Source organism: Aquitalea aquatilis, from assembly GCF_005155025.1.
Taxonomy (GTDB): domain Bacteria; phylum Pseudomonadota; class Gammaproteobacteria; order Burkholderiales; family Chromobacteriaceae; genus Aquitalea; species Aquitalea aquatilis.
Map to the genome: position 1 here is coordinate 2,231,867 of NZ_CP039731.1, position 25,125 is coordinate 2,256,991.

At 60.6% G+C, this 25,125-nt stretch carries 21 protein-coding genes; 10 read left to right on the top strand and 11 right to left on the bottom strand.

The window, feature by feature from the left end:
• Window positions 1–228 precede the first annotated feature (228 nt).
• Window positions 229–2,520, bottom strand: a complete 2,292-nt coding sequence (locus tag FAZ30_RS10515) for a heavy metal translocating P-type ATPase (RefSeq protein ID WP_246043346.1) — start codon at window positions 2,518–2,520, stop codon at window positions 229–231.
• Between the two features lie 9 nt (window positions 2,521–2,529).
• Complete coding sequence (locus tag FAZ30_RS10520; protein WP_158613558.1) at window positions 2,530–4,101, bottom strand: 2Fe-2S iron-sulfur cluster-binding protein; 1,572 nt, start codon at window positions 4,099–4,101, stop codon at window positions 2,530–2,532.
• A 178-nt stretch (window positions 4,102–4,279) separates the two neighbouring features.
• Between FAZ30_RS10520 and FAZ30_RS10525 the strand changes: the two genes are divergently transcribed.
• From FAZ30_RS10525 to efeB, 9 genes are all read left to right on the top strand, one after another.
• Window positions 4,280–4,684 (top strand): DUF1924 domain-containing protein, encoded by a 405-nt coding sequence (locus tag FAZ30_RS10525; protein ID WP_124642675.1) that lies wholly within the window; start codon window positions 4,280–4,282, stop codon window positions 4,682–4,684.
• 11 nt (window positions 4,685–4,695) lie between these two features.
• Entirely contained in the window at window positions 4,696–5,211 is a 516-nt protein-coding gene (locus tag FAZ30_RS10530) for a diheme cytochrome c (RefSeq protein WP_124642673.1), read from the top strand.
• A 188-nt stretch (window positions 5,212–5,399) separates the two neighbouring features.
• Window positions 5,400–5,648 carry a FeoA family protein gene (locus FAZ30_RS10535; protein WP_124642671.1) on the top strand — a complete coding sequence of 83 codons (249 nt, stop codon included), beginning with the start codon at window positions 5,400–5,402 and terminating at the stop codon, window positions 5,646–5,648.
• 1 nt (window position 5,649) lies between these two features.
• Window positions 5,650–7,476: a ferrous iron transporter B gene (gene feoB / locus FAZ30_RS10540; RefSeq protein WP_199730986.1), complete on the top strand. Its 1,827-nt coding sequence runs from the start codon at window positions 5,650–5,652 to the stop codon at window positions 7,474–7,476.
• Entirely contained in the window at window positions 7,473–7,691 is a 219-nt protein-coding gene (locus tag FAZ30_RS10545; RefSeq protein ID WP_124642667.1) for a FeoB-associated Cys-rich membrane protein, read from the top strand. The genes feoB and FAZ30_RS10545 overlap by 4 nt, the downstream gene beginning before the upstream one ends.
• A 335-nt stretch (window positions 7,692–8,026) precedes the next feature.
• The gene (gene efeU / locus FAZ30_RS10550) at window positions 8,027–8,866 is read left to right on the top strand and encodes an iron uptake transporter permease EfeU (RefSeq protein WP_124642665.1); all 840 of its coding nucleotides are present in this window, start codon (window positions 8,027–8,029) and stop codon (window positions 8,864–8,866) included.
• A 38-nt stretch (window positions 8,867–8,904) separates the two neighbouring features.
• Window positions 8,905–9,798, top strand: a complete 894-nt coding sequence (efeO, locus tag FAZ30_RS10555; protein WP_124642663.1) for an iron uptake system protein EfeO — start codon at window positions 8,905–8,907, stop codon at window positions 9,796–9,798.
• Between the two features lie 74 nt (window positions 9,799–9,872).
• The gene (locus FAZ30_RS10560; RefSeq protein ID WP_124642661.1) at window positions 9,873–10,241 is read left to right on the top strand and encodes a cupredoxin domain-containing protein; all 369 of its coding nucleotides are present in this window, start codon (window positions 9,873–9,875) and stop codon (window positions 10,239–10,241) included.
• Window positions 10,242–10,281: 40 nt separating this feature from the next.
• Window positions 10,282–11,562, top strand: coding sequence for an iron uptake transporter deferrochelatase/peroxidase subunit (efeB, locus tag FAZ30_RS10565; RefSeq protein ID WP_124642659.1), 1,281 nt, complete (start codon window positions 10,282–10,284; stop codon window positions 11,560–11,562).
• A 335-nt stretch (window positions 11,563–11,897) separates the two neighbouring features.
• Here the strand turns inward: efeB and FAZ30_RS10570 are convergent, their stop codons facing one another.
• From FAZ30_RS10570 to FAZ30_RS10590, 5 genes are all read right to left on the bottom strand, one after another.
• Window positions 11,898–12,122, bottom strand: coding sequence for a hypothetical protein (locus tag FAZ30_RS10570; protein WP_137009384.1), 225 nt, complete (start codon window positions 12,120–12,122; stop codon window positions 11,898–11,900).
• A 263-nt stretch (window positions 12,123–12,385) separates the two neighbouring features.
• Window positions 12,386–15,442 carry an efflux RND transporter permease subunit gene (locus FAZ30_RS10575; RefSeq protein ID WP_124642655.1) on the bottom strand — a complete coding sequence of 1,019 codons (3,057 nt, stop codon included), beginning with the start codon at window positions 15,440–15,442 and terminating at the stop codon, window positions 12,386–12,388.
• Window positions 15,443–15,451: 9 nt separating this feature from the next.
• Entirely contained in the window at window positions 15,452–16,579 is a 1,128-nt protein-coding gene (locus FAZ30_RS10580) for an efflux RND transporter periplasmic adaptor subunit (RefSeq protein WP_124642653.1), read from the bottom strand.
• A 48-nt stretch (window positions 16,580–16,627) separates the two neighbouring features.
• On the bottom strand, window positions 16,628–18,166 hold the full coding sequence (locus tag FAZ30_RS10585; RefSeq protein WP_124642651.1) for an efflux transporter outer membrane subunit: 1,539 nt from the start codon (window positions 18,164–18,166) through the stop codon (window positions 16,628–16,630).
• An 81-nt stretch (window positions 18,167–18,247) separates the two neighbouring features.
• Window positions 18,248–18,862: a TetR/AcrR family transcriptional regulator gene (locus FAZ30_RS10590; protein ID WP_124642649.1), complete on the bottom strand. Its 615-nt coding sequence runs from the start codon at window positions 18,860–18,862 to the stop codon at window positions 18,248–18,250.
• Between the two features lie 492 nt (window positions 18,863–19,354).
• Here FAZ30_RS10590 and scpC point away from each other — a divergent pair, with 492 nt between their 5' ends.
• The gene (scpC, locus tag FAZ30_RS10595) at window positions 19,355–20,866 is read left to right on the top strand and encodes a succinyl-CoA:acetate CoA-transferase ScpC (protein ID WP_124642647.1); all 1,512 of its coding nucleotides are present in this window, start codon (window positions 19,355–19,357) and stop codon (window positions 20,864–20,866) included.
• Between the two features lie 98 nt (window positions 20,867–20,964).
• Here scpC and FAZ30_RS10600 read toward each other — a convergent pair whose 3' ends face one another.
• From FAZ30_RS10600 to FAZ30_RS10615, 4 genes are all read right to left on the bottom strand, one after another.
• Window positions 20,965–21,981, bottom strand: a complete 1,017-nt coding sequence (locus FAZ30_RS10600) for a Gfo/Idh/MocA family oxidoreductase (protein WP_124642645.1) — start codon at window positions 21,979–21,981, stop codon at window positions 20,965–20,967.
• Window positions 21,982–22,038: 57 nt separating this feature from the next.
• The gene (gene iolG / locus FAZ30_RS10605) at window positions 22,039–23,025 is read right to left on the bottom strand and encodes an inositol 2-dehydrogenase (protein WP_124642643.1); all 987 of its coding nucleotides are present in this window, start codon (window positions 23,023–23,025) and stop codon (window positions 22,039–22,041) included.
• 199 nt (window positions 23,026–23,224) lie between these two features.
• Window positions 23,225–24,232: a bifunctional inositol 2-dehydrogenase/D-chiro-inositol 1-dehydrogenase gene (gene iolG / locus FAZ30_RS10610; RefSeq protein WP_124642641.1), complete on the bottom strand. Its 1,008-nt coding sequence runs from the start codon at window positions 24,230–24,232 to the stop codon at window positions 23,225–23,227.
• Window positions 24,233–24,284: 52 nt separating this feature from the next.
• Window positions 24,285–25,109 (bottom strand): TIM barrel protein, encoded by an 825-nt coding sequence (locus FAZ30_RS10615; protein WP_137009385.1) that lies wholly within the window; start codon window positions 25,107–25,109, stop codon window positions 24,285–24,287.
• Between the last annotated feature and the right edge of the window lie 16 nt (window positions 25,110–25,125).

A 25,125-nucleotide genomic window follows, 5' to 3' on the forward strand; every position in this document is an offset into this window, starting at 1 on the left:
TTTTTATATGTATGAGAGTTGCCTTGCTTACGGATTGATTAATTTTCAAGATAAAAAAATTGCCCGCATTGTCATGGCAGGGGCAATTAACGGTTACTTTATTCTTTGTTTCTTCTAAAACAATGTATCGAAAAGTGTGGTCATCAATTGGCTGTGCTTTCTCCTTGATTTGACTGCTTGCAGATACACAATTACCGTAATTCAATGTGTTTGTTCACATAGAATGGCTTAGGTCATGCTCAGATATAACTCATCCTCCTGGGCAAAATGTAGTTGCAAAATGGTGTCCAGGCCGTAAAGCGTCCGTTGCAATTCCTGTATTTCCAATGCGGAAGCCGAAATAGGTAGTGCTGCAATTTGCATCGCCAAGCGCCGAGACTGTTTGAAAATTTCCTGATGGCTGCGGCTGAGCGCCGCTAGAGGGTCTTCCCCTCCCAGTAATCGTGCCATTGCCGGATAGACCTGATGTTCCTCCCGCTTTTCATGTGGCAGCAGCTGTTCTTGCAACATGGCGTCCAGCCGGGTCAACTCTTCCACCAATGTGGCATGTTCCAACTGGGGTAGGCTGCGCGCCAAGGCCGCCAAATGCTGCAACAGTGGATTAAGCTGGGCGTGCTCCTCATTCAGTTTCGATATCGTGCCGACAGTAAAGCGCTGCCGCTGTCGCACTGCAGCCGGTGGGGCTAAAGCCCGCAGTGCATTGAGGATCACGGCAACATCAATGATCTCCTGCAAAACGGCCCCGGCAACCGGTGGCAGCCAGCCCCATGCGGCAGCCAGCATGGCCGTGACCGAGAGCCCCATGCCGGCAACGACGCTTTGCCGGGCGATGGACATGGTGCGATGTGCAGCTATGACCGTTTCCGCCAGACGATCCAGGCGATCATTGAGCAATACGACGCCAGCGCTCTCTGCCGCAGCGGCTGCGCCTTGCGCGCCCATCGCGACGCCGACATCGGCTGTCCGTAACGCCGGCGCGTCATTAATGCCATCGCCCACCATGATGGCAACACCGTGTTGGCGAGCCTCCTGGATGTGGGAAAGCTTGTCCTGAGGCTGTAATCCGGCAAACACCTCATCCACCCCGATGCCGTTGCCGATCGCCTCGGCTACATCCTGGCGGTCGCCGGATAGCATGGTAATGCGCTTGATGCCCGCTCTCTTCAGCATGCGTAAGGCCCTGGGGGTTTCCAGTCGCAGGCAATCTGCCATCTCCAGCGCGCCTAACAGCTGACCCTCTCTGGCAACATACACCGAGCTTGACCCTTCTATGTCTAACCTGGACTGCAACTGTGTCGCCCACTCCGGCAGGAAAGACAGCTGACCCGTGATGTAGGCGAAGTTGCCCAACGCCACCCTGCGGTTTTCAAGAAGGCCTGTCAGCCCGGCTCCAGCCGTTTCAGTGACGTCACTGGGCATGGGCAAACGGGTTTCCCCCCGCTCGTTCGCAGCTTGCACCACCGCCGTCGCCATCACATGATTCGACATCTGATCCAGTGCCGCAGCCAGCCTCAACACTTCATCCGTGTGCACGCCATCCGCTGCATGAATTGCCGTCAGCCGTGCCTTACCCCCGGTCAGGGTGCCGGTTTTATCAAAGAAGAGCAGGTTTGCGCGTGCCAGCGTCTCCAGCACTTCACCACTTTTCACCAGCACCCCTCTGCTGGCGCACTGGGATATCCCGGAAATCATTGCCACAGGCACGGCCAACAGCAAGGGGCAGGGGGTGGCCACCACCAGAACCGCCAGTGCCCGCATGACATCGCCACTGGCCAGCCAGGCAAGGCCGGCAAGCGCGAGGGTAGCAGGAATGAACCAGAAGGCGTAGCGATCGGCCATGCGCGTTACCGGTGCCTTGGCCCGCCCGGCTTCTTCTACCAGTTTGATGATGCTACTGAAGGTGCTGGCCTCGGCAGTGGCGATCGCAGTCATCCTGAATGCGTCACCCGCATTAATCGTGCCGCTTCTGAGCAGTGCGCCGGCATTGTAATTGACCGGGGTGGGCTCGCCGGTCAGGGTCGCTTCGTCAAGAACGGCAAGCGGATCTTTCAGGCGTCCATCGACCGGTACCACCTCGCCAGATTTGACGAGTAAAAAATCGCCAATAGCTATTTCCGCCAGCGGCACGCGCTGCTGGCTTTCCCCCTCCAGCCGGTTGGCGTAGCGCGGCACCTTGGCCAGCAAGCTGGTCATTTCCCGCTCGGCGCGTCCGGCTGCATAGCTGTCCAGCCAGCGACCGGTAGCCGCCATGGCTGCGATGATCGCAGCTGTCAGCCATTGATCCAGCATCATGGAGCCGCCGATGGCCAGCAAGGCCAGCAGGTCGACCCCCAGTGCTTGCTTGCTCAAGGCAACTACCGTGTCTTTTACCAGCAGAACCATGACTGGCACTGCCGAGACAAGCAAGAATATGTCCACTGAAACATCAAGTGAAAACACCCGCTGCACGCACCACAGCAGTACTGCCACAGTAGGTGGCAGCAACAAGGCTGCGTTGATCAGACTCTGTTTTTTTCCCACCGTAACTCCCTAATGGTGATGAGTGGAGGACGCCGCCCCCGCAGTATCATCGAAGGAAACTGTCAGGACTGAAGTCTGTGCCTCGGCCTGACACGCCAGGGCCCAGCCGGCTTCCACCTCTGCTTGCGACAGCACCAGATTACTGCGCATTGCCACCCGGCCCTCGCTCACTTTGCAGCGACAGCTTCCGCACATGCCCGCGCGGCAGTGGCTGGGCGCTTGCAAACCTTGACGCTCCATCGCATGCAGCAGCGTAGCACCTTCGTCCAGCACGATGGCGTGCTGTTTCCCGTGCAGACTCACCCGCGCCGAGGCGGCTCTGCTGTCCATGCCTGCAGCCTGCCGGCCCACCGCAAAACGCTCGCGATGAAGGGCGGCTGGTGGCATGCCCAGATTAGTCAGGCAGGTCTGCGCCATGCTCATCAGCCCATCAGGCCCGCAAAGGAAGGCTTCAGTGTGAGTCCAGTCGCGTACCAATATTTCCAGCCTGTCCGCATCAATCCGGCCTTCGTCTTCCGTGATCCATAGCGTGGCGACCAGTCGCTGAGCGTAACGGTCCTGCAAAGATGCCAGTTGTTGGCGAAAGATCACATTATCAGCTTGTTGGCTGACATAGATCAGCCTCACCCGACCCTGGCTTTGGCTCAACACGTAACGAAGAATCGAATACAGTGGCGTGATACCGCTGCCGCCTGCTAGCAATAGCAGATCCCCTGCGGGCACTCGGGGCCGGAACTGGCCTGCGGGCGGCAAGGCAGCCACGGTCATGCCGACACGCAAACCCTCATGCAGCCAGTTCGAAACCAGTCCGCCAGCCACGCGCTTTACCGTGATCGCCAGGGTGGCCTCGCCTGGCAGGCTGGTGATGGAGTAACACCTCCAGTGGCGCATGCCATGAATATCCACCCCGATGGTCAGATGCTGGCCAGGCTGATGCTGAAACCGCCACCGGCGCTCAGCCGGCAAGGCCAGCACAATGGTGATGGCATCCTGCGTTTCCTGACGCAATTCACACACGGAGAGATTGTCATGCTGCACCGCAGAGCGGGACGGCTCGGCTGGCTTTGCCGTGTGTGTGCCACCCAGCAGAAACCACACCATTTTCCGGCGATACACCATCAGCCAGCCTATATGTAAAGCAATCAGCCCCAGGCTCAGCGTCGCAACCATTTCATGGAGTTCCTCGCCCTTAAGCTGTGGCAGGCCGGCGACAAGGTTGCCTATGGATTCCGCCTGTGCTGGCGGAATAAAGAGCTGTAAACCGGCATTGATGAGTGCAGCGTTATCCACCATCAGGACACCCGTCAGCGAAATCAATATCAAGGCAGCCACCATTCCCCATATCAGCGTCTTGCCCCATATTTCTGCCGCGATACCTTTCTGCAGTGTGGCATTCGGCAGAATGCGCGGAAATCCATTAATCCGCATTAATACTATTGCCACCCGAATAATAATAAGCGCTATCAAGCCATAACCAAGCCAGGCATGTGCCAATCCTGCATCATCGCCGGTCAGATAAGCCAAAACAAACAGGCCAGCCAGCGACCAATGAAACCAATGGAATCGGGTGAATTTTCGCATGCTCATCTCCTTGTATTTTGAGATACGGATTTCACAGTAAGTCCATCAGCTTAAGCAGTAATTAATTCCATGATTGTCAAATAATAATAAAACCCATTATCAAAAATTAAATGGAAAATTAATCATAAATTAAGCTTGTCCTCCTAAGGTAAAAGCGTCAATAAAACAGGAGGAGATCATGCGCACTGCAATTATCCTGGTAATCGCGCTAGCAAGTGTAGGCACAAGCGCAAGCGCCACACCGGCCATCATCAGCGACTATGCCACGCAGGCCAAACAGGCCAATCCCGGTTTTACCGGCTTTGCGGCCGATCGCGGCAAAACCCTCTATTTCAGGGAGACCCTGCAAAACGGCAAGAAAATCAGCTGCGCCACTTGCCACTCGGCAGATCCACGCCAGGCAGGGAAAACACTTGCCTTTCGCACTATCGACCCGATGGCGACGTCGGTTACGCCTTCCCGATTTACTGATTCGAAGAAAGTTGAAAAATGGTTTCGCCGCAATTGTGATGATGTCTTCAAGCGCGAATGCACCCCGCTGGAAAAAGGAGACTTCATTACTTATCTGAGTAGCCTGAAATAAGGACAAACAACATGAAGAAAATCTTGTTGCTGGGTGCCATCGCCCTGATGGGCATCAGCGCAGGCCAGATCATGGCCGATGACGGAGAGCACCATGAAGGTGGCAAGCGGCCAAAACAGCTGGCCCGCTCACTATCGCAAGCGCCAGCTGTCTGGAAAACGGAATGCGGCAGCTGCCACATGGCTTACCCGCCGGGCTTGCTGCCGGCCTCCGCCTGGAAACGGCAGATGGACACCCTGAAAAACCATTACGGCAGCAACGCTACGTTAACGCCTGAAGACGAGAAGATCATTCGTACCTACCTGACCGGGGCCGCTGCGGACGGCAAATACGCAACGCCAAGCCAGAGCAACAAAGTGGAAGCGCCCAGAATCACCAGCAGCGGCTGGTTCATCCACAAGCACGACGAAATCAGTCCTGCAGTCTGGAAACGCAAATCCATTGGCAGCGCCGCCAATTGTCAGGCTTGCCATGCCGGTGCAGCCAAAGGCGACTTCAACGAGGATGGGGTGAATATTCCACGCTAACGCTGTGCTGCTGCACGGGAGCCACTCGAGACGTAGGCCGGTCGGCGTAAGCCAACGGCGGCTGGATGGATCAAGCAGGTTGAGCACCGGTTTGCCCCCCGCAAAGACGCAGGAAAAATATTGACATTAGAGGGCGAGGGGGTATTATCCGGCCAATCAAAATTGATTTTCATTTACGGGTGATGTGGATGCGACTTAGCGAACTGGGAAAGCAACAAACAGCCAGTGTGGTCGGTGTGGAAAAGCTGCAGGCTGATGACGCGATTGCCGCGCGCCTGCAGGACATCGGCTTTGTCGCAGGTGAGACGGTAAAGGTCATTACCCGTGCCCCGTGGGGAGGCGATCCGATACTGGTGCAGGTGGGCACCAGCCGCTTTGCCCTGCGCCGGGAAGAAGCCAGCCGCATCGTGCTGCAACAAGGAGTTCAGCGTGGCTGAGATGGCTTTGCGCATTGCCCTGGTCGGTAATCCCAATTGCGGTAAAACTGCGCTGTTCAACCAGCTGACCGGCGCCCGGCAGAAAGTGGCCAATTACGCCGGCGTGACTGTCGAGCGCAAGGAAGGCCATTTCTTCACGGCGTCCGGCCACCGCATCAGCCTGCTCGACCTGCCCGGCACCTATAGCCTGGAGTCCGCCAGCCAGGATGAAAAAGTCACGCTCGATGTGCTGCGCGGCCAGCACCGTGGTGAGCAGACGCCGGAAATGATTATCTGTGTCGCCGACGCCACCAATCTGCGGCTGCATTTGCGCTTTGTGCTGGAGGTGCAGCAACTGGGCCTGCCCATGGTACTGGCGCTGAATATGGTGGATGCGGCACAGCGACGTGGCATCCACATTGATGTGGCGCGCCTGTCTGCCGAACTGGGCATTCCGGTAGTGGAAACCGTAGCAGTGCGTCGTGGCGGGGTGGATGCGCTGGTGCAGCTGGTCGATCAGACAGCCAGCAAAATCCCTGCGGCCGCCGCCGCTCACCATGGTGACCTGCATCAGCGTGTGCGCCACATCATGGCCGATTGCGTCAGCATTCCCCAGCTGTCCGATGCGAAAGTGGATGCGATTGATCGCTGGGTGCTGCATCCGGTGCTGGGGCCGCTGATTCTGCTGCTGGTGATGTTCATGGTGTTCCAGGGGGTGTATTCGCTGGGCAAACCGGTGACCGACCTGATTGGCGACAACTTTGACCTGTTGAACAAGCTGGTGGCCGGGCTGCTGCCGGATGGCCCGCTGCGCGGCTTGCTGTGTGATGGCCTGATCAGCGGCCTGGGCACGGTGCTGGGCTTCCTGCCGGAAATTTTGGTGTTGTTCTTCTTCATCCTGGTGCTGGAGGAGTCGGGCTATCTGCCGCGCGCCGCCTTTCTGCTCGACCGCGTCATGTTGTCGGTTGGTCTGACCGGCCGTTCATTCATTCCGCTGCTGTCCAGTTTTGCCTGTGCCATTCCCGGCATTATCGGCAGCCGCAGTATCAGCAATCAGCGTGACCGCTGGACCACCATTCTGGTCGCGCCTTTGATGACCTGCTCGGCACGCTTGCCGGTTTATGCCTTGCTGATTGGTGCGTTTATCCCGGCGCACAGCATTGGTGGAATATTGAATCTGCAAGGCCTGGTGCTGCTAGGCCTGTACCTGCTGGGTATTGTGGGGGCCATGGCGGTGGGCTGGGTGTGCAAGCGGCTGCGGCCTCGTGATGCGCAGCAGCCGGCTTTGATCATGGAATTACCCGCCTACCGTGTGCCGCAGCTCCGCGATCTGGCCTTGGGGCTGTGGGAGAGAGGCAGCATCTTCCTGAAGAAGCTGACCGGCATGATTCTGGCGCTGACGGTGTTGATGTGGTTTATTTCCAGCTTCCCCAATCCGCCTGTCGGCGCTACCGGCCCGGCCATCGATTACAGCATCGCCGGCTATCTGGGCAAGTCCTTGCAGTTTCTGTTTGCGCCACTGGGCTTCAACTGGCAGGTCACGTTGGCGCTGATTCCAGCCTTTGCCGCACGGGAAACGGCAGTGGCTACCCTGGCTACGGTTTACTCGGTGGCCAATGCCGATGATGTCGCTTCGCTGGGCCATGTGCTGGCGCATCAGATCTCGCTGGCCAGTGCCTTATCCTTGATGGTGTGGTTTGCCTTTGCCCCGCAATGCATGTCGACGCTGGCGGTGATCCGCAAGGAAACCGGCAGCCGGCGGCAGGTGGTGTTGTCCTTCAGCTATATGTTTGTGGTGGCTTACGCCTGCTCGTTTCTGACTTATCACCTGGTGAAGGCCTTTGCATGACTACCAGTCTCTTGCTCCAGTACGGCATCATCGCCATCGTTGTCTTGTTCGCCCTGCGCAGCCTGATTCAGCGCTTTGCCCGCAAGCAGGGTGCTTGTGGCACGGGTTGCGGTTCGTGTGGAGGAGGCTGCGCGTCCAACAGCGCTGCGCCTGCAGTCGTGCTTAAGCAGGTGTCACCGGCGAAGAAAGGCGGCGATTGCTGCTCGGGTGACTGAGTCGACTTGCTCTCCGGCGCTGGCCCGCAGGCCACTGCCCTTGCCATGGAAATGCCACGCTTAGTCGTGGCATTTTGCATTTTTGGCGGGAATGGCAGCGTTCATTGTTCTTTGGCACGGCTCAGGCACGGCTCATTCCATGCGGATGCAGCGTGCTGCACGCTGATGGCACTGGCCACGGGCTTATCCCGGCAGCCGGCAGCACCCCGCAACCGCCGGCGTGTAGAGCGGCAGATGGCTGCAGGGAAGGGCTGGCGGGGTGGGCGACAAAATTTTGCGTTGACAGTTCAAATGCAAATGAGCATGATTCTCATTTTCAAAAAATGAGCCTGGTCATGTTGATCCCGTTTCTCATCATGTTGCGCGAAGGCATGGAGGCCGCGCTGATTGTCGGCATCATCGCCAGCTATCTGCGCCAGTCCGGCCAGCAGCGCTGGATGCCCGCCGTATGGCTGGGCGTGGTGCTGGCCTGCCTGCTCAGTCTGGCGGTGGGCTGCGCACTGGAACTGACCCAGCAGGAATTCCCGCAAAAGCAGCAAGAGCTGTTTGAGGCGGTGGTGGCGCTGATTGCCGTCGCCATTCTCACGTCCATGGTGTTCTGGATGAAGCAGGCGGCGCGTTCCATCAAGGGACAGCTGCATGAGTCCATGGCGGCGGTGTTCAGCCGCGGCCGGGGACAGGCTTATGCATTGGTCGGCATGGCGTTTTTTGCCGTGGCGCGCGAGGGGCTGGAGTCGGTGTTTTTCCTGCTGGCGGCTTTCCAGCAGCAGGCGGAAAACCCGCTGGCCTGGCTGGCCGCCTTGCTGGGCCTGGTGGTGGCGGCGGCCATCGGCTACGGCATTTACCAGGGCGGCGTGCGTATTGATCTGCGCCGTTTCTTCCGCCTGACCGGCTTGTTCATCATCTTCGTCGCTGCCGGCCTGCTGGCTGGTGCCATCAAGGCCCTGCATGAAGCCGGCCTGTGGAACCAGCTGCAAACCGTGGTATTCGACCTGAGCCATGTGCTGCCCATCGACACCCCGCTGGGTGTGATTCTGGCCGGCATGTTCGGCTACAACGACACCCCCACCATCAGCGAAGTGCTGGCCTGGTTGCTGTTCCTGATTCCGGCCTTGTTCCTGTTCATGCGCGGCAGCCAGCCTGCCGTCAGTCCGCTGCCTGCAACAACGCGCTGACCCTGCTTCAGCCTTTTATTTCTCAAGGAAAAATCCTGATGACAAACCGTTCCCTGTTCAAGCTGTCGCTACTGGCGCTGCTGGTATCCACCCTGGCCGCCTGCGGCAAAACCGAAGATGCACCGGTGGCGCAGGCCAGCAGTGCGGCCGTGGCTGCCGCCTCGGCACCCGCGGTGGACTATAGCGCCCAGTTGGCCGGCCCGATTGCCGATTACAAGCAATACGTGACGACCGAGCTGGCCGGCCTGCTGACCCAGTCCAAGGCTTTTGCGGCTGCCATCAAGGCTGGCGAACTGAAAAAGGCGCAGGAGCTGTACGCCATCACCCGTCAGCATTACGAGCGTATCGAGCCGATTGCCGAGCTGTTCTCCGATATGGATGGCGCGATCGACGCCCGTGAGGATGACTTCAAGCAAAAAGCTGCCGACCCGAAATTCACCGGCTTCCACCGTCTGGAAAAAGCCCTGTTTGGCGAGCACACCACCAAGGGTCAGGCGGAGTATGCCGACAAGCTGGTAGCGGACATCACCACCCTGCAAAGCCGGGTGCAGACGCTGAGCATTCCGCCGGCCAAGATGGTGGGCGGCGCGGCCGGCCTGATCGAAGAAGTGGCGGCCACCAAGATCAGCGGTGAGGAAGACCGCTACAGCCATACCGATCTGTGGGACTTCCAGGCCAATGTGGACGGCGCGCAGAAGATTGTCGAACTGCTGCGCCCGCTGCTGCAGAAAGCCAGCCCGGACCTGCTGGCCAAGGTGGATGAAAACTTCAAGACCGTGGACAGCCTGCTGGACAAATACCGCAGCGAAGACAAGCAGGGCTTTGTCAGTTACGACAAGGTGACTGACGCGGACCGCACCGCCATGAAGGGCCCGATTACCGCCCTGGCGGAAGACCTGTCCAAGCTGCGTGGCGTGCTGGGTCTGGATTGATCAGTCACGATGCCGCCCGGCGCTGCCAGCGGGCAGGCCGGGCGAGCTTGAACACATTGCCTTAGAAAGTCCTTATGTCCAGAGTATTCCCCGTATTGCTGCTAGCGGCCTTGCTGGCCGGCTGCAGCCAGGAGGCCCCGGCACCACAGGCAGCTGCCGCAGCAGCGGCTGCCGCCATTCCGGTGGTGAATGTCGGCATCAGCAATGAGGCCTGCCAGCCGATGCAGCTGACCGTGCAGCGCGGCAAGACCCAGTTCATGATCAAGAACAACAGCGGCCGCACCGTGGAGTGGGAAATCCTCAAGGGCGTGTATGTGGTGGAGGAGCGCGAGAACATCGCCCCCGGCTTCAGCCAGAAGCTGACTGCCAGGCTGGAACCCGGCAAATACGAAATGACCTGCGGCCTGCTGAGCAATCCGCACGGTGTGCTTATCGTCGAATGACCATGCTGCGCGGCAGCACAACCCAGACAAACTTCACATCATGACAGAACAAGACAAGCCAGCCATTGCCCAGGCTGCAGCGATAGCCAACCCCCAGCGCCGCAGCCTGCTGCGCGGAGCCGGGTTGTTTGGAGGTGGCCTGCTGGCTGGTGGGCTGGGAGCAGGGGCCTGGTTTGGCAAGCTGGCACCGCCGGTGGACCCGGCGCAGGACCTTGTCCCCTATCGCGGACAACATCAGGCGGGTATCACCACCCCGGCACCACAGGAAGCCATCTTCATTGCGCTGGACGTACTGGCCAAGGATCGCCAGGGCTTGCAGGGCACCTTGCAATTGCTGACCGAACGCATCGCCTTCCTGACCCAGGGCGGCCCGGCACCGGTTGATCACCCCAAAATGCCACCGCCGGACTCCGGCCTGTTGGGTGGCAATATCGCCGCGGATGGGCTGACCATGACCGTGGCGGCAGGTGCCTCGCTGTTTGACCAGCGCTTTGGCCTGCAGGCACAGCGCCCGCAGCACCTGAGCCAGATGCAGGCCTTTGCCAATGACGCGCTGGACGCGGCATGGTGCGATGGCGACCTGCTGCTGCAATGCTGCGCCCATTCCCGCGAAACGGTGATTCATGCGGTGCGTGACATTATCAAGCACAGCCCGGACAAGCTGGCGGCCCGCTGGAAAATGGATGGTTTTCTGCCAGCGGGGGCGGTACGCCACAGCAGCACGCCAATCAATCTGTTCGGCTTCAAGGATGGTACCGGGAACCCCGACACGGCAGACGCCACCCAGATGAATGCGCTGGTGTGGGTGGATGACAAGGATAAGGAACCGGCCTGGGCCAAGGGTGGCAGCTATGTCGCCATCCGCCTGATCCGCTTCACGCTGGAGCAGTGGGACCGCACACCGCTGGGCGAGCAGCAGGGTATTTTTGGCCGCGACAAGGCCAGTGGTGCGCCGCTGGGCAAGACCCACGAATTCGACGACCCCGGCTTTGCAGCAGACCCGCATGGCCAGCATGTACCACTGGATTCCCACATGCGCCGTGCCGAACCACGCAAGCATGGCCGCCATGATGCCAAGCTGCTGCGTCGCAGCTACAGCTATTCGCTGGGGCTGACCAAGTCCGGCCAGCTGGACATGGGCCTGGTGTTCATCTGCTTCCAGTCCAATCTGCAAACCGGCTTTATCGATACCCAGCACCGGCTGGATGGCGAACCGCTGGAGGAGTACATCAAACCCTTTGGCGGCGGCTATTTCTTTGCCCTGCCCGGCGTGAGCGGCAGTGAATATCTCGGCGCCAGCCTGTTGCAAGCCGGGCGTTGATGCCGGCCCGGCCATCAGGCTGGAACAGAGTTTGCTGCAGCGAGCACACCAAGGTTGTCTTTTTCCCCTGCCTAAGAGCCTGTTGATAGGCTGCTGTGCTTCGGCGATAGCTCGTTAAAAGTGCCTGTGGAATGCTCATTTTTGCCGTGTCGCTGGGTATTCTGAATGCTTTGTGGGGGGAGCATGAGGAAGAGCGCCAGGCGCTGCATTAAGCTGCACTGCGCTGTCGAGGCCAGCCACTGAGTCGCTGGCCCAAAACAACAGGGGCTGTAGTCCGCAATGGACACAGCCCCTGTTGCATGCCGGGTGGCCGCCGCGGCGACCGTGTGTGTGGCTCAGCCGATATCCAGCCGGCGGATCACGGTTTCCAGCACTTGCGCCCGGTCGGCCCATTGCGGCTTGAGCAGTTTTTCTGCCCGCTGGATGGCCTGGCAGGCCGGGCAGTCATCCTGGCGGTCTTCGGAACCGTCCACCGGGCAGTTGGCGCGGCGGATATGCTGGGTTTCACCGGTGGCGACGCGCAGCAGGCCTTCCATTGCAGCCTTGATTGCCTTGTCCATTGTGTTATCTCCTGTTGGGGGATGTCTTGCAAAGATGGAAAGCAGTGACAGGGACGGGCTCCCGGTAGGGAGTCGCTGGCCAATGCGTTAGGTGTTCGCATGACGCCATGTGCAGCATGGCGCGCCCTGTGCCTGCATTTGTCGTCAGCATAAGTGACAATTGCAGGCAAAGTTTTCGTCTAGGTCAAGAAAGCCGCATTCATTGCCGGCCGGCATGAAAAAAGCCCGGCAGTGCCGGGCTTGTGGGGGGAGCGTGCTGCGGTTTAGCCGACGGTTTCCACCTTGGCGGCGGCCGTCTGCTTGCCGTGATGTTCCGACGCCAGTGCCATATACATGGCCGGTACCACGAACAGGGTGAACAGCGTGCCGATGGACAGGCCGCTGAAAATCACCAGACCCATGGCATGGCGGCCGGCGGCACCCGCACCAGAGGCGATCACCAGCGGCACCACGCCAAACACCATGGCGGCGGTGGTCATCAGGATGGGGCGCAAACGCACTACCGCCGCACCTTCGATGGCTTCACGCTTGCTGGCGCCCTTGGCGCGCAGGTCGTTGGCCACCTCCACGATCAGGATGCCGTGCTTGCTGATCAGGCCCATCAGCGTCACCAGTCCCACCTCGGTGTAGATATTGATGGAGGAGAAGCCGAGGAAGATGAAGATCATCGCCCCGAACAGCGCCAGCGGCACCGATACCAGAATCACCACCGGATCGCGGAAGCTCTCGAACAGCGCCGCCAGCGTCAGGAACACGATGATGACGGCAAACAGCATGGTGAGCGCGAAGCCACCGGATTCCTGGCTGAACTGGCGCGACTGGCCGGCGTAGTCCACCGTATAGCCGCTGGGGGCAATTTCCTTCAGCGTGTCTTCCAGGTATTTCAGCACTTCACCTTGCGCCTGGCCGGATACTCCGGACAGGGTGGCGGAGTTCTGCTGCTGGAAGCGGGTGATGGATTCCGGTACCACGTCCGACTTCAGATGCGCCACGGTGGACAGCGGAATCACCCCGGCATTCGGCGTGCGGATGTAGTAGTTCAGCAGCTGTGCCGGATTGAGACGGTCTTTCTGCAGCAGTTGCGGAATCACCTTGTAGGAGCGGCCGTCGATGGAGAAGTAATTGACGTAGCCGCCACCCATGGCCGCGCTCATCGCATTGGCCACATCCTGTTGCGTCATGCCCAGCGCGCTGGCCTTGTCGCGGTCGATCACCACCGTGGTTTGCGGGGCGTCGATCTTCAGGTCCACGTCGGCAAAGTAGAACTTGCCCGAGCTGCGCGCCTTGTCCAGCAGCTGTTGCGATACCTCGTTGAGGTTTTCGAACGGCTCGGTGGTCTTGATGACGAACTGCACCGGCAGGCCGGACGAACCCGGCAAGGGCGGGAACTGGAAGGCCGCTACCCGGGCACCGGCAATCTTGTTCCAGCGGGCTTGCAAGTCTTGCTGGATTTCATGCGCACTGCGGCCGCGCTCTTCCCACGGCTTGAACAGCACGCCGCCGATACCGGCATTGATGGTGGGGGTGCCGGTGATCTGGAACATCTGCGCGTACTCCGGCATGCTCTTGCTGATGGCATACATCTGCTGCGCGTAAGTCTGCATCTGGTCGGCATTGGCGGTGGGCGAACCTACGATCTGGCCCAGCACGATGCCCTGGTCCTCTTCCGGTGCCAGTTCCGATTGCGACATCTTGGTCATCAGGCCCAGCAAGGCCAGCAGAATGGCGGCCATCACCACCAGCACCGGCCAGGTTTCCAGCAGGCTGTGCAGCAGGCGGCGGTAGCCGTTCTGCACCTTGTCGAAGGTGTGGTCGATGGCCTTGACCAGCCGGCCTTCATCCTGCTCCGGACGGAAGAAGCGCGAGCACATCATCGGCGACAGGGTCAGTGCCACGATGCCGGATACCGTCACGGCGGAGGCCAGGGTGAAGGCAAACTCGGTAAACAGCGCACCGGTGAGGCCGCCCTGGAAGCCGATGGGCACATATACCGCCACCAGCACCACCGTCATCGCCAGAATCGGACTGCCCAGTTCGCGGGCGGCGATGATGGCCGAATCATAGGGCGATTTGCCTTCCTTCATGTGGCGGTCGACGTTCTCCACCACGATGATGGCGTCGTCCACCACCAGGCCGATGGCCAGCACCAGCGCCAGCAGGGTCAGCAGGTTGATGGAGTAGCCCAGCATCAGCATCATGAAAAAGGTGCCGATCAGCGACAGCGGCATGGCGATCACCGGTACCAGCACGGCGCGGAAGCTGCCCAGGAAGAAGAAAATCACCACGGTGACGATCACCAGCGCTTCCACCAGCGTCTTCACCACTTCATGAATCGAGGTGTTGATGAAGTCGGTGGAGTCGTAGACGATCTGCCCGGTCAGGCCGGACGGCAATTGCTGCTGAATGCCGGGGAAGGCAGTGCGCACGCTCTTGGCCACATCCAGGATATTGGCCTCCGGTGCCACCTTGATACCGATGAATACCGAGCGCTCACCGCTGAAGGCCACGTTGAAGTCGTAGTTTTCCGAGCCCAGCGTCACCGTGGCAATGTCTTCCAGCCGCACGATGGCATCGCCACTTTGCTTGACTGCCAGCTTCTTGAATTCGTCCACGCTGTGCAGGTCGGTCGCGGCAGTCAGCGGAATACTCACCATCTGCCCCTTGCTGGTGCCGACAGCCGCCAGCACGTTATTGCTGGCCAGCGCGCTGTTGACATCGGTGGCGGTAATGCCGTGGGCGGCCATCTTGTCGGCATCCAGCCAGGCACGCAGGGCGAACTGACGCGCACCCAGCAGCTCGGCCGTCTGTACGCCGGGGATGGAGTCCAGCTTGGGCTTGACCACACGGTTAAGGAAGTCGGTGACGTTGTTGGTGGGCAGGGTCTTGCTATAGAAGCCGATATACATGGCATCTGTGGTCTGCCCGGTCTGCACCGTCAGCACCGGCTGCTGGGCTTGCGCCGGCAGCTGGTTCTTCACCGTGTTGACCTGGGTGTTGATCTCGGTCAGCGCGCGGTTGGCGTCGTAGTTCAGCCGCAGGGTGGCGGTAATGGTGGAAATACCGCTATTGCTGGTGGATGACAGGTAATCGATACCCTGTGCCTGGGCGATGGCGCCCTCCAGCGGCTGGGTGATGAAGCCGGCCATGGTCTTGGCGTCCGCACCGTAATAGGTGGTGGACACGGTGACGACGGCGTTCTGGGTCTGCGGGTACTGATTGATCGGCAAGCCGAACAATGAGCGCAAACCCAGCACGACGAGCAGCAGGCTTACCGTCGTCGCCAGCACCGGCCGGCGAATGAAGATGTCGGTAAAGTTCATGGCTGGGCCTTAGTGTTCCTGCGGGGTCGGATTGGGGTTGTTGGTCGGCTGCACTGCATTGTCCACCGTAACGGCCGTGCCGTTCTTCAGCTTGACCTGACCGGTGGTCACCACCTGTTCGCCTTCGCTGACCCCACTGAGGATGGCTACCTGATCACCACGGGTCGGGCCGGTGGTGACAAATACCTGTTTCACCACCAGGCTGCCGGCAGCGGCCGAGGCCTCCTTGCCAGCGGCCTTCACCACGAACACGGTGGAGCCGTAGGCGTTATAGGTAATGGCTGTCTGCGGCAGGGTCAGGTAGGGCTGTTCGCGTCCGGTGTCCAGGCTGGCGCTGGCAAACATGCCGGGCAGCAGCTTGCGGCCGGGGTTGGCGATCAGTGCCTGTACCTGCACATTGCGGGTGCTGGTGTCGATCTTGGGGTTGATGGCGTTCACATTGCCGGCAAAGGTCTTGTCGGCGGTGCCATCGGTCTTGATCACCACCTTCTGGCCAATGCTGACTGCAGCCAGCTGGCTTTGCGGCAGGTTGAAATCGACATGGATGGGGTCGATCTGCTGCAGGGTGACGATCTTGTCGCCGGCATTCAGGTACTGACCGGGATTGACGCTGGTGATGCCCACACGGCCGGCAAACGGCGCGCGAATGGTTTTCTTGGCCACCAGCGCAGCTTGTTGTGCCACTTGCGCCTTCTTGCTTTTCAGGTCGGCCGCGTCGTTATCCACCTGTGCCTGCGCTACGCCTTGCACCGCCAGCTGGGCCTGATCGCGCTTGAGCGTGATGGCGGCCAGTTCGGCGGCGGCTTCCAGCGCATGTTGCTGGGCGAGATCGGCATCGGCATTCAGTTGGACCAGCACATCGCCGGCCTTCACATCCTGGCCAGACTGGAAGTGCAGGCTGCGTACCTGGCCAGCCACTTCACTGCTGATATCCACGCCATGCACGGCGCTGAGGGTGCCGACCGACTTGAGCTGCGGCTGCCAGCTGGTTTTCTTGGCGATGATGGTGCTGACAGTCTGCGGCTGTGGCTTGGGTGCACTGGCCATCAGGGTACGGATATGCATGAAGAAGCCCAGCCCCAGTACCACTACCAGCAGCACTATGCCTCCCAGCATGATGAACATTCGCTTGGTCATATTGCTTTCCTTGTTTTCTCTTGATTGCGTGTCGTCTACCGGCTGCGATCAGGGCTTGGCCTGGGCGGTAGGGTCGGGGTTGGCGATATCGTCGCTGCGGTTCCACCAGCCACCACCCAGCGCCAGGAACAGCGCGGCGGTATCGGCATAGCGGCTGGCGCTGGCGCTGACCAGATTGATGCGGGTCTGCTGCCAGGTGCGCTGTGCATCCAGCAGGCTCAACTGGCTGACTGCTCCCAGGCGGAAACGCTGCTGGGTCAACTGCAGTGTTTCGCGTGCCTGTGCCTCGGCATCGGCCTGGGCTTGCAGGGTGCTGGCATCGGCGCTGACTGCGCGCAGGCTGTCGGCCACATTCTGGAAGCCCTTGAGCACGGTCTCGCGGTACTGGGCCTGGGCCTGTTCGAAAGCCGCCTCGGCAGAACGCTTTTTGGCACGCAGCGCGCCGCCGTCAAATAGCGACTGGCTGACGCTGGCGCCCAGGCTCCACAGGCTCAGCCCGGCAGTGGCCGGACCCACAAACAAACGCTCGCGGGTGAAGCTGCCGGTCAGGCTGATTTGCGGATACTGGTTGGCCGTGGCCACGCCGACCTGGGCACCCGCCTGCTGCAGCAAGGCTTCGCTGGCGCGAATGTCCGGCCGCTGGCGCACCAGTTCCGAGGGCAGCGATACCGGCAGTTCGGCCGGCAGATGCAGGCTGTCCAAGGTGAATTCCGGCAGGCCGCCGCTTGATGGCAGCTTGCCCACATACACCGCCAGTTGGTTGCGGGTGAGGTCCAGCGCCTTTTCCAGTGGTGGCAACTGGGCGCGGGTCTGTGCCACCAGCGTAGCCTGCGACAGCACGCCACTGCGGGCGACTGCACCCAGCGCGGCCTGTTTTTCCACGATGCGCAGCTGCTGTTCGGCAGCGGTCAGCATTTCCCGTGTGGCTTGCAACTGGGCACGCTGCGAGGCTTCCTGGATGGCGGTGGTGACCACATTGAAAATCAGCGTCTGGTAGGTGGCTTCCAGCTGATAGCGCTGGTAGTCGCTGGCGGCCATCAGTCCCTGCAATTGCTGGCGGTTGGCACCGAACAGGTCCAGCGTGTAAGACACATTGAGGCCGGCGCTCAGTACATTGAAATCACTGGGGGTGCTGCCGGACTGGGTCTGGCGCTGGCGGCTGCCGCCCAGCTGGCCGCTGACCGAGGGATATTCCAGCGTGCCGGCGGCGGCATTGTAGTTTTCCTGAGCCTGGCGCAGGGCGGCACGAGCGGCAGCCAGGCTGGGATTGTTGTGCAGGGCTTCGCGAATCAGCTGGTCGAGGGCGGGCGAGCGAAACAGCTGCCACCATTCCGGCTGCAATTGCTGGCCCAGCGCCAGGTGCTGCGCGATGCCGGCGGCACCCGCCTGCCGGCTGGCCACCGTGTGTTCGGCCAGCGGGCTGCTGCCATAGCTGCGGCTCTGGCCATCAACCAGTTGCGGTGTGCTGGCTGGCGGCGTCAGGGTGCAGCCCGACAATGCCAGACCGAGCAACAGCGGCAGCGCTGCCCGGGGGAGGGTTGACGCCGCTGTTGCCGGTGGGCGGCCCGGTGAGTGCTTGGGATGCATCCTGTACTCCTGTTCTTGACCTGCGCAGCCGTGGTGGTGGCTTTGCATTGTCCTGCCTTGTGGGCGAGTTGATTCTTCGGATTATTCTGATATTGCTGCCGGATGCGACGCTTTGATCAGCCGGTCAAAGGCATACAGAAAGCGCCGACGGGCTTCTTCGCTATCCTGCGGGCCGCTACTGTTCAGATTGCGTAGGGCAATGCCGGCAATGGTGCTGTGGAACAGGGCCATTTCGTCGTCGCTGGCGTGAACGCCCAGCCGCTTGAAGGCTTCTTTCTTGTTGTTCAGCATGCGGCGGTCAAAGTCGCTGATCCAGTCCTTGAGTTTGGGGTCGACCTCGGCCGCCACGGTGACCGCCACCATCAGCCGGGCAATGCGGCTGTCGCAGATGTTGTTGCACATGGCCTGGCGAAACGCCTCCAGCGTGGGCATGGGCGCTGTGTCATGGCAGCCCTGGGCGTTGATCACCATCAGGCAGCCATGCTCCACCACCACGGTCAGCAGATCGTTGCGCGTGGGGAAGTAATAGGTCAGGTGGCTCTGGCGTAGGCCGGCCTGCTTGGCAACCTTGCTCTGGCTGAAGCCCAGGATTCCGTCATGCAGCAGCACATCCAGCGCGGCATCAATCAGCTTGGTGCGGATGTCCTTGCAACTGGCGGCCGAGCAGGGCGGGGCGGATTGTTGGCTTGCTGTCATGGTTTTTGGTCAAGTTACCAAGAAGTGGCAATCTAACAATATTCCATGTGATTTGCCAGCCTGTGTGGCGGATTATTTTGCGCGGGCCGGTTTCCCCAGTGATCTGAGGCAGATTTGACACAGGTGGGGAGCTGTACAAGCCGGGTGGGAATCAAGACAAGGGGAAGGATGTTGCGGGGAGTCATGCATTTTGCCAAAAAATACCAAATGACTTTATTTTCACTTTAAAAATGTAAATGTCATTAAGTGTGGGCGCAAAAGCAAGCCATAACCTATGGCATGGCTGGGCAAACAGGTTTTGATGCAGATCATGCTTGTTGTCATTAGTCTGCGAGGCGGCGGTGGAAGCTGCTTAAGTAGCGGGTCTGCCAGCCTGACGTAAAGGTAAGGATAAGCGTCAGCCGGCAGCATGAATCTGGCCGAGACAGGCCGGAACAACGCTCGATAAAACAGCAGGCCGCAAGCAGGCCGCAAATTGCAAGGGATAAACAAGTGGAAAGACGTATCCACCATGCCGGACTGGCAGGGAAAATCATGTCGGCAGAAAATGCCGCAGCACAAATCCAGCCGGGCATGACCGTGGGCATGAGCGGTTTTACCGGCTCGGGCTACCCCAAGGCCGTGCCATTGGCACTGGCTGGCCGCATTGAGGCCGCACAAGGACGGGGTGAAAAATTTGCCCTGCGCGTGCTGACTGGCGCCTCCACCGCGCCGGAACTGGATGGCGCGCTGGCCAAGGCTGGGGGTATCGACTTCCGTCTGCCCTATCAGTCTGATCCGGAGCTGCGCGCGCGCATCAACCGTGGCGAAATCGAATACATGGATGTGCATCTGGGCCAGGTGGCGCAATACACCTGGTTTGGTTTCCTCGGCAAGATCGATGTGGCCGTGGTGGAAGTTGCCGGCATCCTACCGGATGGCCGGCTGATTCCTTCGACTTCAATTGGCAATAACAAAACCTGGCTGGACCTGGCCGACAAGGTGATTCTGGAAGTCAACAGCACCCAGCCGCTGGGGCTGGATGGCATGCACGACATCTATTACGGTACGGCGCTGCCGCCCAATCGTCAGCCCATTCCGCTGACGCAAGCCGGCGACCGTATCGGCGAGCCTTATCTGCGGGTTGATCCGGCCAAGGTGGTGGCGGTGGTGGAAACCCATGCGCCGGACCGACTTGGCCGCTTTAGCGCCCCGGACGAAACCAGCCAGCGTATTGCCGGCCATCTGGTGGAATTCCTCAAGCATGAAATCAAGGTGGGGCGTCTGCCGGAAAACCTGCTGCCCTTGCAGTCTGGTGTGGGCAATATCGCCAATGCGGTGCTGGGCGGGCTGCGTGATGGCGGCTTTAGCAATCTGACTGCGTTTACCGAGGTGATTCAGGACGGCATGCTCGACCTGATCCGCACCGACACCATCCGCATGGCCTCGGCTACCGCGCTGTCGCTCAGCCCGGAAGGAGTGCAAGAGTTCGCCCGCAATATCGAGCACTACCGCGAGCGCATAGTGCTGCGGCCGCAGGAAATCTCCAATCATGCCGAACTGGTGCGCCGCCTGGGCTGTATCGGCATCAACGGCATGGTAGAGGCCGATCTATACGGCAACGTCAACTCCACCCATGTGGCCGGCACCTCCATCATCAACGGCATTGGCGGTTCTGGCGACTTTGCCCGCAATGGCTTTTTGTCCTGCTTCGTCACCCCCAGTACCGCCAAGAACGGGGCGATTTCCTGCATCGTGCCCATGGTCAGCCATGTCGATCACACCGAGCACGACGTGTGCATCATCGTCACCGAACAGGGGTTGGCTGACCTGCGTGGCCTGTCGCCCAAGCAGCGCGCCCGCGCGGTGATTGCCAACTGCGCCCACCCGGACTATCGCCCGCTGCTGCAGGATTACTTTGACCGCGCCTGCCGCGACAGCAAGGGCAAGCACACCCCGCATCTGCTGGGCGAGGCGCTGTCCTGGCATGAGCGGCTGCTAGGGCAGGGCAGCATGCAGCGCTGAGTCGCGCTCAGGGGCTTGCCTGCCCGTTCGATGGAAAGGAAAAGGCCATGCCATACCCGGCATGGGCCTTTTTGACGGGGTCTGGAGCGGGGGCGGGTTTACAGCTCCACCACCTGTTTGCTGCGCAGTGCCTGGGTGATGGCCAGGCCAATGCGCGTCGCCTCGGTGGCATCGGCCAGGCTCAGTGCCAGCGGTTGATCCTGCAGCACAGCATCGACAAAGTGCTGGGCCTCGCTGACAAAAGCTTCGGCAAAACGCTGGTAGAAGTCCTGCACACATTCATTGCGCACGCCATGGACATCGCTGATGTCCACCCGGTTGGCGCGCGGGTTGGCTCCCACAGTCAGCCGCCCGGCACTGGCGAAGATTTCGGTCAGGGTTTCATGGCCATGCGCCTGGGTGCGCGAGGCATAGAAGCAAGCCAGCTTGCCATCGGCAAACTCCAGCATCGCCACGCCATTGTCCACGTCGCCACAGTCGGCCAGTGCCGGGTGCAGGGCATTGGTGCCAGTGGCCCAAGCGCGTAGCGGCTTGGGTGAGCCCAGCAGCCAGCGTGCCAGATCGATATCGTGAATGCTGCAATCCATGAAAATGCCGCCGCTGCTGGGGGAAAATTTCACAAAAAAACCATTCTCGTCATTCAGGTCACAGGTTTGTGAGCGCAATAGATAAGGCTGGCCCACCAGGCCCTGTTGCAGCTTGGCGGCGGCATCCTGATAGCTGGCATCAAAGCGGCGGACAAAACCCACCATGGCCTTGAGTTGCGGATGGTCTGCCGCTACTGCTTCTACTTTCTGGCAATCTTCCACATTCAGCGCCAGCGGTTTTTCGCAAAACACATGCTTGCCGGCGCGCAGGCTGGCGATGATCTGCTCGGCATGCAGCGCGGTAGGGGTGACCAGAAATACCGCTTGTAGCTCTGGCTCTGCCAGCATCGCATCCAGCGTGGCGTGGCGCTGCACGCCGGGCAGGTTTTCCGCTGCCCAGTCCAGTTCTTGCGCCAATGGCGAGCAGGCCGCCAGCAGTGTTGCACCGCGAATGCGGTCGCGCAGATTGAGCGCATGGCGGCGACCTAGCCGGCCCAGGCCGACAAGGCCGATATTCAGTGTGGACATGACTTCTCCTTGCCCGCCGGATTTGTGCGCGGCGGGCTGCTTGGCAATCGGGGAGATTTACAGGGTGATCAGGCGGTTTTCCTGCCAGGAGCGGGTGGCCGCATCGGCCAGTTCCAGTGCCTTGACGCCATCCTCCACCGTGGTACGCGGGCGGGTGCCGTGCTGCACTACCTCAAAGAAGTGGGCCATTTCCAGTGCATAGGCGGCGCGGTAGCGTTCCAGGAAAAAGCGTTCCGGCAGATCGGTGCTGACCTGCTGGCTGCCATAGGCGGTGACTTCGGTGGGGCGGTGATTACCGGCCTGCAGCATCCCCAGATTTCCCATCACCTCGAAACGCTGGTCATAGCCATAGGCGGCACGGCGGCTGGTGTTGATCTGGCACAGACGGCCAGAACGGGTGCGGATGGTGACCGCCGTGGTATCGGCATCGCCAGCCGCACCGATGGCCGGGTCGGTCAGGACGCTGGCGCTGGCCTGCACGCTGACGGCTTCGTCGGCCAGAATCCAGCGGCAGATGTCGAAATCGTGAATCAGCATGTCCTTGAAAATGCCGCCAGAGCGCTTGATGTAGTCCACCGGCGGTGCGCCAGGGTCGCGGCTGGTGACAATCAGCACTTCCGGCTGGCCGATTTCCCCGGCCTCGATGCGCGCTTTCACTGCGGCAAAGGTGGGGTCGTAGCGGCGCTGAAAGCCGATCAGGCAGGCTACGCCAGCTTCTTTCACCGCAGCGGCGCATTGGCGTGCGCGCTCCAGGGTAAGGTCTACCGGTTTTTCGCAGAAGATGGCCTTGCCACGGGCTGCAGCACGCAGGATGAGGTCGGCATGGGTATCGGTACTGGAGGCAATGACGACAGCGCCCACTTCCGGGTCGGCCAGTGCGCTGTCGATATCAGTCACGCTGGCACCATAATGTGCGGCCAGTTCCTGTGCGGATGGCTGGTGGGTATCGACGACATACTTCAGGCGGGCGCCGGACTGGGCGGCCAGGTTGGCGGCGTGGATCTTGCCGATACGGCCGGCTCCGAACAGGGCTACTGCGGTCATTGCTGTCTCCTCATGCGTGTTGTTGGCCTGCCATATGCCTGGCGCGGCAGCTTGCCTGAGAGTATATGTTAGAAAAAAATTTCTGAAAAATATTTATTCGGAAATTTTATTTTCTGAAGTGCAAAAGGAAAAAAAGCCACAGTAGTCGATGGCCACCGTGGCAAGTCCGAGGAAGTGTGCTGCAGAAGAAACTGCCGGGTCAGTAAAAGTCCGGGCGCGGTGGCATGCTGATGTTCACCACGCTGCCGTTTTGCTGCGCCAGTACGCAGGCATCCGCGGCCACGGCGGCGGCATAGCCATCCCAGGCGGAGGGGCCGGTGAGCTGGCCGGCCAGCACGCCGTCGATGAAGGCTTGCAGCTCTACGTCGTAGGCAGCGATGAAGCGTTGCTTCCAGTCGGTGAGAATGGCAGTGGAGTAGCTGGCCGCGCTGCGCAGCGGCACGCTGCTGGGTTCCGGCAGGCTGGCAATGCCGGTTTCGCCCACGATCTGGCACTGGATGTCATAGCCGTACTGGCAGTTGACGAAGATTTCCACGTCAATGCGCACCCCGCTGCGGGTTTCCAGCAGCACGATCTGCGGGTCGGCCAACTGTGGCCGGGCGTGGCTGCTCTTGCGCGGGAACACCACCTGGGCCGAGACATAGTCTTCATCCAGCAACCAGCGCAATACGTCCAGCTCGTGAATCAGCGTGTCAGTAATCGCCATCGGCGTGGTGTAGCCTTCGCCGACCGAGGGATTGCGATGGGCGCAGTGCAGCATCAGCGGCGCACCGATACGGCCTTCCTTCAGCACCTGTTTGAGCGCACGGTATCCGGCGTCGTATGGGCGCATGAAGCCCACTTGCACCAGCCGTTTGCCGTGGGCACGCTCAGCCTCGACGATGCGCATGCAACCTTCTGCAGTAACTGCCAGCGGCTTTTCGCAGAACACCGGCTTGCCGGCGGCAATGGCGGCCAGCACGAATTCTTCATGGCTGGGGCCCCAGGAGGTCACCAGCACGGCTTCCACTGCCGGGTCGCGGATCAGCGCCTGGGCGCTGTCGTGCACGGTGGCGGCCAGCCAGTATTGCTGCACCGTGGCCTGGGCTTGCTCGGGGTTGATGTCGTGGACGGCAACCACGCGCGCCCCGGACAGGGTCTGGCTGAGGCGGCGGATGTGGTCCTGGCCGATGGCTCCGGTGCCGATGACGCCGATGGCTAATGTCATGTCTGTCTCCTTGGTTTTGCTTGTTATGTGATGTGCAGGGGTGCCTGCGGGCTTAGCTGGCAAGTTGCTGGCGGATGTAGTCCATGCTGCTCTGCAGCAGGGTTTTGCTGTCGGGGGCTTGCATGATGTCGCTGGCAAACGGCTCGAACGACACCACACCCTGATAGCCACGGACCAGCAGTTCCTTGAGTTGGGAGATATTGCCCAGCCGGTCGGCACTGCCCACCAGCACGCGGTGGCCGTCGCGCATTTCATGACTTGCCAGGGTGGTGGATTCCACGCCGGAGATATGAACCAGCCCGGTCAGTTCCGGAAAGAAAATGTCTTCGCCGGCCAGATGGTGGTGGAAGGTGTCGTGCACCAAGCGGAAATGGCGCTCGCCGGCGGCGGCGTAAATGGCGGTAACGGCCTCGGATTTGCGGCGCAATGCGCATTCCTCGAAACCCAGCGGCTCGACCAGACCGGTCATGCCGTGGTCGTCCAGAATCGGCTTGAGCTGCTTGAGCGCATGGATCAGATCCTGCTGGCGCTGGCTGGGGTTGCGGGCATCGTCGCGGCTGTTGAGCGGACACATCACCAGTGCCTGGGCGCCACAGTCGCTGGCATAGGCAGCCAATTGCACAGCACGCTGTTGCAGCTGGGCATCGAATACGTCAAACGGGTAGAGTGCATTGATGCTGCGGATGGTGATGCCTGCTTCGGAGGCGGCAGCACGCAACTGGGCGGCCGGGGTGCCATTGCTGATTTCCACGCCATTCAGGTCGTTGCGGATTTCAATATCGGCAACGCCCAGTCGGCGGCACATGGCCAGATAGTCGGGAAACGACAGGCGTGGCGCGCTGATGCGGTTGATGGCAAAACGGATGCTGTTGTTCATGATGGGCTTTCGGCGG